We start from the raw sequence: 12,993 nt of genomic DNA on the forward strand, positions 1-12,993 counted from the left end.
CTTGACGAAGAAATTAGATAATCATACTTAAATTAGCTCCTATGAAGGTCAATACAAGTAGTACTTTAACAAAGTTTGTCGTTTTTTTGTTTTTATTTGTTGTCGCAGAACGGGTTGAAGGACAAGAGATAGAAACTGGGGTCTCCAAAGAACTGGCTATACATCGGAAAGCAACTGTAAGTCGTATCCATTATGCCCTTGAGCTTGATATTCCTACTGTGAAAACAGAGAAAATTGAAGCTATGGAAGTACTAAGCTTTGATTTAATCGAAAATAAGCAGGTTTTACAGCTTGATTTCAAGGAGAATCCTGCAAAGCTGAAAAAATTGATTGTGAATGGGAAGGTAACTCCTATACAGCATAGCAAAGAACATTTACTAATAGCAGCTAAATACTTAAAAAAAGGAGCCAATCAAGTTAAAATAGAATTTCAGGCAGGCGAATCTGCTTTGAATCGCAATGCGGATTATTTATATACTTTATTTGTCCCGGATAGGGCAAGAACTGTTTTCCCATGCTTTGATCAACCCGATTTAAAGGCTACTTATGATTTAACTTTAAAAGTTCCTGCAAGCTGGAAAGCAATGGCAAATGCGCCATTAAAAGATTCGACACTGTTAAATGGACGTAAAACATATCGCTTTGCCACTTCTGATATTTTAAGTACCTACTTGTTTTCATTTGTTGCTGGAAAATTTGAACTGAAAAATGGTCGTGTAGGGCAGATGAACACAGATTTTTTGTACAGAGAAACAGATACTGCAAAAATACGGTACAGCATGAATGAGATCTTTAAGATCCATACCGATGCCCTTAAGTATTTTGAAGATTGGACAAGTATTCCGTACCCATTTAAAAAGTTTGGTTTTGCTGCAATACCCGACTTTCAGTTTGGCGGAATGGAGCATGTAGGTGTTATACAATACAAAGCTTCAGCTTTGTTTTTGGACGGAACGGCTACAAAAGATCAGTTGAATTCGAGGAGTAATTTGATTGCTCATGAGACGGCCCATATGTGGTTTGGTGATTTGGTAACGATGAACTGGTTTACTGATGTTTGGATGAAAGAAGTGTTTGCCAATTTTATGGCAGATAAAAGTGCAGAGGGTAGTGTGGGTAAAGATGAATTTGATTTGAAGTTTTTAGTGGATCATTTTCCTGCAGCTTACGGCATAGACCGTACAACAGGATCAAACCCGATAAGACAGGAATTGGATAACTTAAAAGACGCAGGAACCTTATATGGCAATATTATCTATCATAAAGCTCCCATCATGATGCAACAGTTGGAGCGCTTAATGGGGAAAGATAAATTTAAACAAGGGGTAAGAGAATACCTTAAGAAGTTTGCCAATAGTAATGCATCCTGGCCTGATCTAATCACCATTTTGGATAAATATGCGGATGCGGATTTACAAACCTGGAATAAAGTGTGGGTAAATGAACCAGGAAGGCCGGTGGTAGATTATATCATAGAAAAGAAAGGTGATAAAATAGGAAGGTTTACCATCAAACAATCTGCAGAGTATGGCAGGGATAGGATTTGGCCAGAGTTTTTTGAGCTCACTTTATATTACGCTGATCATACTAAGGAAGTAACGGTTAATTTAAATGCGGCAGAGGTAGAATTGAAAGAAGTGGAGGGGATGGACCTGCCATTATTTGTCCTATTCAATTCATCCGGGCAGGGCTATGGTTTATGGCCGGTAGATCGGGCAATGTTTCCTCAATTGTATACCATTGATAAATCTCTAAATCGTGCTACGGCATATATCTCACTTTATGAGAATATGCTGAATGGCAGGTTTGTGAAACCGGCAGAATTGTTAACCCTTTTTCTTGATGGATTGAGTAAAGAAAAGGAAGAGCTGAATCTCAAATTGATGACCAATTATATTGGCTCTATTTATTGGGAATTTATGACTCCAAAGGAGCGGATCAGTTTAGGCGAATTACTGGAAAAAAGAATTTGGAGCGCCATGTCGGAACAGGCTGCCTCAAACTCTAAAAAGCTATTGTTTAAAGTATATCAGGATGTGTTTTTAAGCCAGGACGCAAGTAAAACGTTATACGATATTTGGAAAACAAAAAAAGCTCCGGAAGGCTTGAAACTTTCTGAAGACGATTATACAGCCTTAGCTTTTTCGTTGGCATTAAGAGAAAGCAATGCTTCTACAATTTTGAAAGATCAATTGTCGCGCATTACAGATGCAGATAGAAAGATTAGGTTTGAGTTCATCATGCCGGCACTTTCTTCCGATCAGTTAGAAAGAGATCAGTTTTTTAAAAGCCTTGAACAGAAAGTAAACAGACAGAAAGAAGCGAATGTGTCGGCGGCCCTATACTACCTGCATCATCCTTTAAGGCAGTCGACCTCAGTAAAATATCTGCAAAAAAGTTTGGAACTTCTGGAAGAGATCCAAACTACAGGTGATATCTTTTTCCCTCAAAGCTGGTTGCAAGCTACACTTGGTTATTATCAAAGTGCGGAGGCTGCTGCAATTGTGAACGATTTTTTAAAGAATCATCCCAATTATAACCCCAAGCTAAAGGCCAAGATATTGCAATCTGCGGATAATTTGTTTAGGGCGCAAAAGCTTTTGCAATAGTTTATAGTTCGATGGATTTGTAGGTTATTTTAATACTTTGGGTGTTTTTGTCTTTGCTAATCATCATTTTTGAAGGGTAACCATCGGTATTATATTCGTAGCTGAAATCTGTGTTTTCCGATGGAGACTTTTGATTGCGATAATTGAGTAGATTGTTAAGGTAATAGCTTAGAAACCAATGTTCAGATTCAATGGTAAATAGTTGAGCATAGCTGATGCTACTGGCAATGCCCTTTTTCTGATCAAAGGTATACGTATGTATATTTGTAAATCCCGAATCATTGGTTGTGGTTACCGTAGATAGATTTCCAGATTTGATATAGGATTGTGCTTCGATCAGATTATCTGAGTTGTTGTAATAATGAAGGCTGCTCAGTTGTTGCAGATCATTATAGCTTATCGTGTAGTATCCTCTTGGGGTGTAAGTATGCAGTAGTTCTTTATAGTCAAATATCAGCACTTTGTTGATTACCTTTTTATCCTCCAGTCTGTAATTCACTTTATAAAATAATTTGCTGCTCTTATATTTCTCAAGTGCGATTGGATACTGCGCTGCGTTGTAAGTGATCACCGTTTTGGTACTTCCTTCCCCTTCAGAAATTTCTGTGAGTAAGGTGGTGTTTTCCTTGTATTTTAAGTTGATAATTAAACCTGCTGCTTCAAGTTTTATAGGGACCAATGTTTTAATGATGACAGGTGGCTCAGGTTCTGGTATCTCTATTTTAGTGTTTCGACTCTTCTTACAAGCTAGTACGAACAGTAATGCAAAGAGCGCTGCAAAGTGATGATGTTTTAAATTGCCCATGGTTCAATTGATTTATGTTGATCGTATTCAGGATTAGGTATTGGTAAACCTCTCGATGTTTAATTCAATAAAAAAATATTCACATTTAATTTCTTCAATTCATGAAAAAATCATTGAAAAATATCCCTTGAATGAATGGATAAGCCGTACTTTTACGGCACGATTTCTTTTTAGCACGTACGTTTATTAAATTATATTATGGACGATTTTTTAGCTGCCCGCCTCCAGATGGCCTTCTCCTTAGGCTTTCACATTGTTTTTGCCTGTATTGGTATGGTGATGCCCTTTTTTATGTCTGTTGCCCATTTTTATTGGCTTAGAACAAAAAAAGTAGTCTACCGGGATGTGACCAAGGCCTGGAGTAAGGGAGTGGCTATATTCTTTGCCACGGGAGCAGTTTCGGGCACAGTATTGTCTTTTGAACTCGGCTTGCTTTGGCCCAAATTTATGGAGCATGCAGGACCGATATTTGGAATGCCGTTTTCTTTGGAGGGAACGGCATTTTTTATTGAAGCGATAGCCTTGGGCTTTTATCTATATGGTTGGAATAGGCTCAATCCATGGTTTCATTGGGCAACAGGTGTGGTAGTCGGGATTAGCGGATTACTTTCGGGGATTCTTGTGGTTGCTGCAAATGCCTGGATGAACAGTCCAGCTGGTTTTGATTATATCGATGGACAGTATTTAAACATAGATCCTATAAAAGCGATGTTTAATGAAGCCTGGTTTTCTCAATCGCTACACATGTGTATAGCTGCATTTGTTTCAACTGGTTTTGCTGTTGCAGGTATTCATGCTTTAATGATCCTTAAAGGAAAAAGTGTAAAATTCCATAGTACAGCGTTTAAAATTGCTGCAGTATTTGGTACTGCAGCAGCTTGTTTACAACCTTTAAGTGGTGATATTTCTGCTAAAGATGTGGCCAAGCGACAACCAGAAAAATTGGCGGCTATGGAAGCTCATTTTCATACAGAAAGATTTGCGCCTCTCATCATAGGAGGAATACCGGATACAACCAATCAGAAAGTGGATTATGCGATTAAAATTCCGGGCTTGTTGAGTTTTATGGCTACAGGCGACTTCAATGGAGAGGTGCAGGGACTTGATCGTGTGCCTAAGGCAGATCAGCCGCCGGTAGCGGTTACCCATTATGCTTTTCAGATCATGGTAGGGATGGGGATGGCTATGGTGTTGATCGCTGTATTATATTTCATCGCTTTGTGGAAGAAAAAAGACTGGTTACGCAGTCGCTGGTTATTAAAATTGTTTGTCATTGCAACTCCTTTAGGCTTTATAGCCCTCGAAGCTGGTTGGACGGTTACAGAGGTAGGCAGGCAGCCCTGGATTATCAGAGGAGTGATGCGGACAGCAGATGCTGTAACGCCTATGCCTGGTATTGCTTATTCTTTTTACTTATTTACGGCTGTGTATATCTCTTTGGCCGTCATCGTAAGTTTATTGTTATTTAGGCAGATCAGCATGGTCGACAAATTATATGATTCTGCAAACCAATCAAAAGATGAACAATTATGATATATGTAGTTATTATTTTCCTGTGGACTTCCATTTTATTGTATATCCTGTTAGGCGGAGCTGATTTTGGTGCCGGTATTATCGAATTGTTTACTTCTAAAACCAATAAGGCCAAAACACGTAAAACGATGTATAAGGCTATTGGGCCTATTTGGGAAGCCAATCACATGTGGTTAATCATTGCTGTTGTAATTCTATTTGTAGGTTTCCCTAAAATATACACGACTATTTCTGTTTACTTACACATTCCTTTGGTATGTATGCTGCTAGGAATCATTGCAAGGGGTACTGCCTTTGTGTTTAGAAATTATGATGCGGTGAAAGATGATATGCAAAAAGTATATACCCCAATTTTTGTGTATTCGAGTCTGATTACTCCCTTTTTTTTAGGAATTATTGCTGCGAGTTCTGTATCTGGCCAAATTGATCCACAGGCAAATGATTTTATATCGGCATATATTTTTAGCTGGTTAAATTGGTTCTCTGTAGCTGTGGGCATCTTTACTGTAAGTATATGTGGTTTTCTGGCTATTATCTTTATCATCGGACAAACTGATAGTGATGGCGACAGACAGCATTTTGTGGGTAAGGCGAAGCGCGCAATCTTTATGGTTATGTTTTGTGGAGCTTTGGTTTTTATAGCAGCTTATGCAGAGCATATCCCCTTGGCCACATGGATTTTTGGGGATACACCGGGCTTAATTGCCATTATTGCGGCTAGTATTTCTTTAATTATTATGTTTTATGCGCTAAATAAAGATAAACCGATCCTGCTGCGATTGCTTGCTGGTTTTCAGGTGGCGATGATTTTATTTGCTGCAACTTATACGCACTTTCCCGATATTGTGTTACTAAAAAATGGCGAGAATCTTTCCCTTGTCGCTCATCAGGGGCAGGTAAAAACGATAGCCTCATTAGGCTATGCCTTGCTTATCGGTAGTCTATTTATTTTACCCGCCCTGGTCTATTTAATTTATATTTTTCAGAAGCCGAAAGCAGTGGTGGCTGATCATTAGCCAAATGTTAAACTTTGTTAAGTTGTGTAACAAATTACGAGAACAATTTCTAATAGAGTGGTTTTTGTGCTTAATTCGTGGTCTTTTATAAATTGACGAATTAATTATTCCATTATTATGTAATGGGACATTAAACCTAAGCCACTTTATAAAGTCTTAAATTTAATATCGCAATTAACATAATAACACCAAATATGAAAACAGTATTTATTAAAATGACATTTTGCGCGGTTTTACTCGCCGGTCTGGGCGCTGTTGCTCAGGCTCAAAAGGTAAATAACCTGCAGGAGGTTAGTATATTCGCTCCTCATGCTATTAAAATTGATGGTAAAAATTTTGAATGGAAAGACAGTGATTTTTCTGGGAATAAGCGTACTAGTCTTTCTTATATTATAAGTAACGATGATAAAAATCTTTATCTGATTATTAAATCTACTGATATCGCGAACAATTCTAAAATACTTGCGGGAGGTATTACTTTTTCGGTAAATCCGGATGGTAAAAAGAAAGAAAAGGAGAGTATAACCTTGACTTATCCTCTTCCGGCTGCCTTTGGCAGGCCAGGTGGCGGCGGGGGTGGGCAGAGCCGACGTGCAATGGGGATGACGATGTCCATGGGCGGCGGCGGTGGTCCGCAGAGCGCAAAACAAAGAGATTCTTTTATGGTTGCCAGACAGAAAACGCAATTGGTAGCGGCTAAAGAGATTAAAATTCATGGTTTTAAAAATACAACAGACACATTAGTCTCTATATATAATGAGTATGGCATTAAAGCATTTGCTAATATCGATAAGGATAATGTTTATTTCTATGAAGTAGGAATTCCATTAGAGGCTTTGGGTATTTCAGTAGCCGACGCGAAAGAATTTGCTTATAACATTAAGCTGAATGGCTTACAGTTACCAAATTTTGGTGGCGGTGGCGGCGGAGGTAACTTCGGCGGTGGTGGCGGAGGCGGCGGTCGTGGTCCTGGCGGTGGTGGCGGCGGAGGCGGTCACTTTAGCATGGGCGGCGGTGGCGGTATGGACTTTCAGGCTTTGATGAGTCCGACCGATTTTTGGGGAAAGTACACACTTGCAAAGAAATAACCTTAATACTGTAAAGAAACACACACATACACCCCAACCATACAAGCACACAAATGAACTATTTTAATTGGGTTACGGCTAAGGACTATTGCGTTCTTTTTAAGTCGAAGTACCTACAGCATTTTAAGAAACTGGCAGTCATTTTAATAATGACGCTTAGCTTTACCGAGGTATTTTCCCAGCAGCCAGCTAAAAAGGAAGTTCCTCCACCATTACCTACCAGGCAAATTAGCGGTATTGTAAAAGATAGCACAGATTTGGGTGTAATAGGCGCAACGGTTAGTTTAACTTCTGATAAGGATACCCTGAAAACATCAACCAATAGTGACGGTATCTTTGTTTTTAAAGATGTAAAATCAGCAACCTATACCCTTTTAATACAAAGTATAGGTTATGAAAAATCCCCTGTGATGCGTTTTAAACAAAACGACATGATTCCGAGGATTGTGATGGATCCAATTTTACTTAAAGAGCAAAAAAACACTTTAAATGAAGTGGTGATTAATGGTACACCTTCAATAACCTATAAAACGGATACGGTAGAGTATAAAGCCAGCGACTATGTAGTGAGGAAAAATGCTACCGTTGATGAGCTGTTAAAGAAGATGGAAGGAATGGAAGTCGGCAACGATGGAAGTCTGGTCCATCAGGGAGAAACAGTAACAAAGGCTAAACTGAATGGTAAGGAATATCTTGGGGGAGACATCGCAAATGCAATTAAAAATCTTCCTGCGGAGATTGTTGATAAAATTCAGATCGTAGATGACTATGGTGATCAAGCAGCTCGTACAGGGGTTAAAGATGGGGATCCTCAAAAAGTACTGAACATCACGACCAGAACGGATAAGTCTGTTGGTAATATGATGAATTTGAACGCCGCTGGAGGTAGTAATGAGAGAAAGGAGGCTGGATTATTCACAACGCGAATTAATGGAAATCAGCAGGTAGGTTTAAATGGAAATTTTAAAGATGTGATTAATCTCAACGCGCTGAATGGCTCTAACAAGAATGGAGATGCGAGATTTAGTATCCGTGATAAAATCGGAAAAAAGATTGATTATAATTTGAATTACCAATTTGGAAAATCTAATGGCGACAGTGAGAATGAGTCTAACTCATTAAGTAATATAAGTCGTCCTAATCCCGATGGCAGTGTTACAACTGGACAATTGCGCTCTAATAATTTTAGCAATAGCTTTCAAAAATCAAATAATCATCAGTTTAAATTTGAATTCGAAGTAAATCTGGACTCAAATGATTACTTAAAAGTTATTCCAACTTTCAATTTAAATTCTTCTGATAATAATAGTGAATCTTCGGTAGTGCAAAGGGGGAGTGATATTGGGTTGAAAATGGATCAGGACCGTACCATAAAGAACGAAACTTCCAGAACGGCTCCTGAATTTGGTGTTTCTGTTTTTTATCAACACACGTTTAAAAAATACCGAAGGAATTTTTCGACACAGGTAGATTTGAATAAAAATAATCAGGACAACGAGCAGGCAAGATATAACTTTACAACCTATTATCGTGAAAACTTTGATCCCTTAGATTCAGTAACCAATCAGATCATTGCCCGTAAGAATAGACGTGACAATTATCGAGGAAGTATGACTTATGTGGAACCACTTGGAGTCAATACACAATTTGAGGTGAATGCTCAGGTGAATTATAATGGATATGACAATACAGCAACTACAAGAGATATTTTGGCGGATGGCTTGTCTGGTGTCGTAGATTCATTGAGTAACATTTATAAATATTCCTTTACACAGGGACGGATTGCATTGAATTTTAGATATGGAATGTCAAATACCTCCAAAGTTCGTTTTTCTGTTGGTATAACCGGTGTACCGGCATTACTCTCCGGCACTAAGCAAAGTCTCGGAACCACAACAAATCGTAGCAGTTTTAATCTGATTCCTATCGCTAGGTTTGAATATCGTTGGACTAGACAACAAAGGATGTCTTTGAACTATTCGGGAAATGCAGTTGAGCCTACGTTTGATCAGATACAGCCAGTAAGGGATGTTACGAATCCAAATAATCCAGTTATTGGTAATCCTGATCTGAATGCTACTTTTGTACATACTATAAGAGGTGATTATAATAATTATATTGCAAATTCGAAGCTTAATCTTTCAATTACTGCAAATGGATCTTATACAGAGAATGCTGTAATTAGAAATGTTTCAAATGTTCCGAACCCAGGCCTCCCTGGAACCAATATTAATGAAACACGCTTTTTGAACGTTAGCGGAGTATATAGGCTAACGGGTAATTACAATATCAGTAAGCAGCTTAGCAACAGGAAATATAACTTGCAACTTAACGGTACTGCGAACTATAGCCATAACCTGAGTATGAGGGATGGTGTTTTGAATGCCACTAATATAACCTCTTTAAATCAACGTTTTGGTCCAAAAATCAACCCTACAGACTGGTTTGAGATCAATGCCGATATCGGGTATAAAATTGATAAATCTGACAATACAACAATAGGTTTTGTTAGCAATACGATCAACACACTTTCTCTTAATTTAGATGGGAGAATTTATTTATGGGAAAATTGGATGTTCGCTTACAATGGTAGTAAACAATATATAAATGGTATAGCTGGAAATACAAATAACAGACCCTTAGTGATCAATGCAAGTTTGGAGCGTCAGTTATTTAATCGTAGAGGTCAGATCACGTTTCAGGCGTTTGATATTTTAAATCAGAATAATATTCTTAGCTATGATCAAGCAGCAGACGGAGGATATACAAATACAACTGTGAATCCTGTAAGCAGGTACTTTATGCTTAAATTGAGCATGCGCTTGCAGAAATGGTCTGGTGCACAAGGACGTGGTGGCAGAGGCATTATGCGTAGAGGTGACGGAAGCTTCATGTAAACGGTCTTAAACCTATAAAATATGCCCCCTTTTTGCTTTATGCTAAAGGGGGCATTTCTGTTTTGGGCTGTTTTGTAATTATTTATGTTAATTCATTTATTTTATTAAAATTTGGACGAAGGATCATGAATGGGCTAAGGAAGTGCATCCCACTAGAAGTCTAGCGTTATATAATCGGGCTTGGTCAGAATTTGCAATGTATCTGGGAATAGGGAATGCCACGAATGAATCATTATTCGGGTCTTTTTTACGTAGGCTTGTTTAGTTAAACTAGTTGTTTAATGGGGTAAATACTTTTATTTTATTTTGAATTACAACTTTTATTTTGGTAATTAATTAGCTTTTTTATTGTTTTTTTTTATCTTTATTTGATTTTTTATCAACTACTTGTAGATATTTCCAATAAAGATGGGACGTTATCTTCCGGTTTAGCGATGTTTTTGGGCAGTATTAGGAGAAAAATTGGAACTTTTCGACATCTTGGTGCATACACCGTTTTTTTGCTCTTATTAGTGGTTTTTAATTTTTTAAATATCTGTTGTTTAGATGTTTGTGTTGTCTTTTATGAGTGGGATTTAGTTTCGGGAACCCTCCGCTTGTGGCTCGGTCAGACCTTATAACAAACAGGTACATCCTAGGTACATGACAGGTACATGATAGGTACCTCATAGGTGTCGACACCTTCCATGTAGGGCTTAGATACCTATCATGCACCTAAGAGGGAGTCTCTTGTCTTAGGCTGAAGTACTGGTGTTTCTTTTAACTAATAGTAAAACGATATTTAATAGTTCAAATAGGTCTTTTTTTTAAAGTTTTAATACCATTAATCCTAAATTTAAAAGGCTGGGCTAACGCGGCCTATCAAATGTATGGCGTTAAAGGAATACCTCAAAACTATTTAATTGTCCCATATTTGCTACCTTTGTTTAGGGAATTAAGGTATGGGGACCAAATACGAATCTACGTCGGACACTGAACTTGTCAGTTTACTCAAGTCTGGGAACAGATTGGCGTATACCGAAATTTATAACCGATATAAGTTTATCCTCCATACGCATGCCTATAAATGGATGCGGGATAGGGATGAAGTGATGGATATTATCCACGAACTTTTCACTTTTTTGTGGGATAAAAGAGAAAGCATTCAATTTAGCACCAGCCTCTCCGGTTATCTTTATGTCTCCTTAAGGAATAAAATTTTCAATAGAGTATCGCGTAAAAAGATAGAATCACAATATATCTGCTCCCTTCAAAGTTTTATTGACAGGGGTGATTGTATCACGGATCATTTGGTCCGGGAAAAAGAGCTTACCCATCTGATTGAAAAGGAAATTGCTGCGCTTCCTCACAAGATGCGTGAAGTTTTTGAGCTTAGTCGTAAATCGAACTTAAGTCATAAAGAAATTGCTGATCAATTGGGGCTTTCTGATCAAACTGTGAGAAAACATATCCAGCATGCCCTTAAAATTTTAAGGGTAAAACTAGGTTTGAGCTTGTTTCTGTTCACATTGTGAACTAAAATCAACTTTTTTAAAATTATTTTCATTTTTATTTACCCCATAAGGCTAGGCTATTTGTCTTCCATCATATAAGCACGATAAGATGCTTTAGACCATGGAGAGAATAGAGGCAAAAGAGCTGTTAGCAAAATACGAGACGGGTAAGTGTACTGAGCGGGAGAAGGCTTTATTGGAAAGTTGGCATTTAAGCTACGCGCTTGATGCTGTAGAAAGTATTCGCTTCGATGAGCAGTTGAAAGATTTAGATCTGGTATGGAATAGATTGCAGCAGGAGCGGGCTAAACCAGATACTAGAGCGTTGACCTTGTGGCCTAAAATTGCAATGGCAGCAGCCGTAATTCTTGTGGCTGGTATCGCTTTGTTTTTCTACTTCCAACAATTAAATCTATTTCAACAAAACGATAAGTTGGCGTCTGATGTACCTCCGGGAAAAAACAATGCGGTGTTAACCCTAGCTAACGGGCAAAAAATAATACTTAACGAAAGGACTAAAGGAGAGATCGCTAAACAAGGGGGGATCTCAATCACAAAATCTCAAGATGGAACGATTATTTACAATGTCGATCAGTCTACGACAGCTGAAAAAGCGAAAGTAGGGGAATTGTCTTATAACACTATTTCTACCCCAAGGGGTGGTAAGTACCAGTTAAACTTGCCTGACGGGAGTAAAGTTTGGTTAAATGCCGCATCAATGTTAAAATTTCCGGTCGTATTTTCAGCAAAAGAACGTAGGGTAGAGTTGATTGGAGAAGCTTATTTTGAAGTGACTAAAAATAAACACCAACCATTTCACGTTAAAACTGCGCAACAAGACGTAGAAGTCTTAGGAACCCATTTCAACGTAAGTGCATACAGTGATGAAAAGGAAGTTAAAACGACCTTGCTAGAAGGTTCTGTAAAAATTGTCGTGCGGAGTAAACAGTCAAAAGCAAAAATGTTAGCGGATGTGGTGTTGAAACCAGGCGAGCAGGCTACTTTGACAGAAAGCCAGCTTAATGTTGCTAGTGCAGATATTGGAGAAGTGAGGAGTTGGAAGGATGGAATGTTTGAGTTTAATAACTGTGACTTAACCAGCATAATGCGTCAGGCCTCAAGATGGTATGATGTAGATGTGGTTTACGAAAGTGGAATCCCCAATGTAAAATTTAGTGGAGAAGTCTCTAGAAGTGTAAATGCATCAGCTTTTTTAGATATGTTAAAATATCTTGATGTAAAATTTCGCATAGAAAAAATTGGGAATAACAGAAGTAGAATCGTTGTTTCTAAATAACTGTAATCAATTATAACCTTAAACCAAAAAAATGAATAGACATTTACATCCAAAGTAAAACACCATGGGGTAACTGAATAAAAAAAACCGGGAAAAGTGTTGAAGCACTCTACCCGGCATTGACTCGGATTGCAGTCCTTGTCACCGTTCGGTTAACCATTTTTCAATTTATCCTGATTAAAATCTGGATGAAAAACATGTAGCATATCTCACTATTATCAACCTAACCTTACAAATGTATGTATTTTATTAATA

General features: G+C 38.0%; 8 protein-coding genes. 7 read left to right on the forward strand and 1 reads right to left on the reverse strand.

Going from position 1 to position 12,993, the window contains the following annotated elements:
- Positions 1-41: 41 nt before the first annotated feature.
- A complete protein-coding gene (locus BLS35_RS08495; protein ID WP_090779830.1) occupies positions 42-2,609 on the forward strand; it encodes a M1 family metallopeptidase in 2,568 nt (855 codons plus the stop codon).
- A gap of 1 nt (position 2,610) precedes the next feature.
- Here the strand turns inward: BLS35_RS08495 and BLS35_RS08500 are convergent, their stop codons facing one another.
- On the reverse strand, positions 2,611-3,414 hold the full coding sequence (locus BLS35_RS08500) for a hypothetical protein (protein WP_090779832.1): 804 nt from the start codon (positions 3,412-3,414) through the stop codon (positions 2,611-2,613).
- 198 nt (positions 3,415-3,612) lie between these two features.
- Between BLS35_RS08500 and BLS35_RS08505 the strand changes: the two genes are divergently transcribed.
- The 6 genes from BLS35_RS08505 to BLS35_RS08530 all read left to right on the forward strand — a co-directional run bounded on the left by BLS35_RS08505 (position 3,613) and on the right by BLS35_RS08530 (position 12,738).
- Entirely contained in the window at positions 3,613-4,947 is a 1,335-nt protein-coding gene (locus BLS35_RS08505; RefSeq protein WP_090779834.1) for a cytochrome ubiquinol oxidase subunit I, read from the forward strand.
- Positions 4,944-5,963, forward strand: a complete 1,020-nt coding sequence (locus BLS35_RS08510) for a cytochrome d ubiquinol oxidase subunit II (RefSeq protein ID WP_090779836.1) — start codon at positions 4,944-4,946, stop codon at positions 5,961-5,963. The genes BLS35_RS08505 and BLS35_RS08510 overlap by 4 nt, the downstream gene beginning before the upstream one ends.
- Before the next feature lie 194 nt (positions 5,964-6,157).
- Positions 6,158-7,051 carry a hypothetical protein gene (locus BLS35_RS27700; protein WP_165973266.1) on the forward strand — a complete coding sequence of 298 codons (894 nt, stop codon included), beginning with the start codon at positions 6,158-6,160 and terminating at the stop codon, positions 7,049-7,051.
- A gap of 53 nt (positions 7,052-7,104) precedes the next feature.
- Positions 7,105-9,948 (forward strand): beta-sandwich domain-containing protein, encoded by a 2,844-nt coding sequence (locus BLS35_RS08520; RefSeq protein ID WP_254778763.1) that lies wholly within the window; start codon positions 7,105-7,107, stop codon positions 9,946-9,948.
- A gap of 941 nt (positions 9,949-10,889) precedes the next feature.
- Positions 10,890-11,462, forward strand: a complete 573-nt coding sequence (locus BLS35_RS08525) for an RNA polymerase sigma factor (RefSeq protein ID WP_090779843.1) — start codon at positions 10,890-10,892, stop codon at positions 11,460-11,462.
- A gap of 100 nt (positions 11,463-11,562) precedes the next feature.
- Positions 11,563-12,738, forward strand: a complete 1,176-nt coding sequence (locus BLS35_RS08530) for a FecR family protein (protein ID WP_090779846.1) — start codon at positions 11,563-11,565, stop codon at positions 12,736-12,738.
- The last annotated feature ends 255 nt before the right edge of the window (positions 12,739-12,993 follow it).

Source organism: Pedobacter sp. ok626 (assembly GCF_900100435.1).
In the GTDB taxonomy this organism is placed as follows: Bacteria; Bacteroidota; Bacteroidia; order Sphingobacteriales; family Sphingobacteriaceae; genus Pedobacter.

Excerpts from the sequence above, each read along its gene's own strand:
- BLS35_RS08495 (WP_090779830.1), top strand. The coding sequence starts at position 42 with ATGAAGGTCAATACAAGTAGTACTTTAACAAAGTTTGTCGTTTTTTTG.
- BLS35_RS08500 (WP_090779832.1), bottom strand. The coding sequence starts at position 3,414 with ATGGGCAATTTAAAACATCATCACTTTGCAGCGCTCTTTGCATTACTG.
- BLS35_RS08520 (WP_254778763.1), top strand. The coding sequence starts at position 7,105 with ATGAACTATTTTAATTGGGTTACGGCTAAGGACTATTGCGTTCTTTTT.
- BLS35_RS08505 (WP_090779834.1), top strand. The coding sequence starts at position 3,613 with ATGGACGATTTTTTAGCTGCCCGCCTCCAGATGGCCTTCTCCTTAGGC.
- BLS35_RS27700 (WP_165973266.1), top strand. The coding sequence starts at position 6,158 with ATGAAAACAGTATTTATTAAAATGACATTTTGCGCGGTTTTACTCGCC.
- BLS35_RS08530 (WP_090779846.1), top strand. The coding sequence starts at position 11,563 with ATGGAGAGAATAGAGGCAAAAGAGCTGTTAGCAAAATACGAGACGGGT.
- BLS35_RS08510 (WP_090779836.1), top strand. The coding sequence starts at position 4,944 with ATGATATATGTAGTTATTATTTTCCTGTGGACTTCCATTTTATTGTAT.
- BLS35_RS08525 (WP_090779843.1), top strand. The coding sequence starts at position 10,890 with ATGGGGACCAAATACGAATCTACGTCGGACACTGAACTTGTCAGTTTA.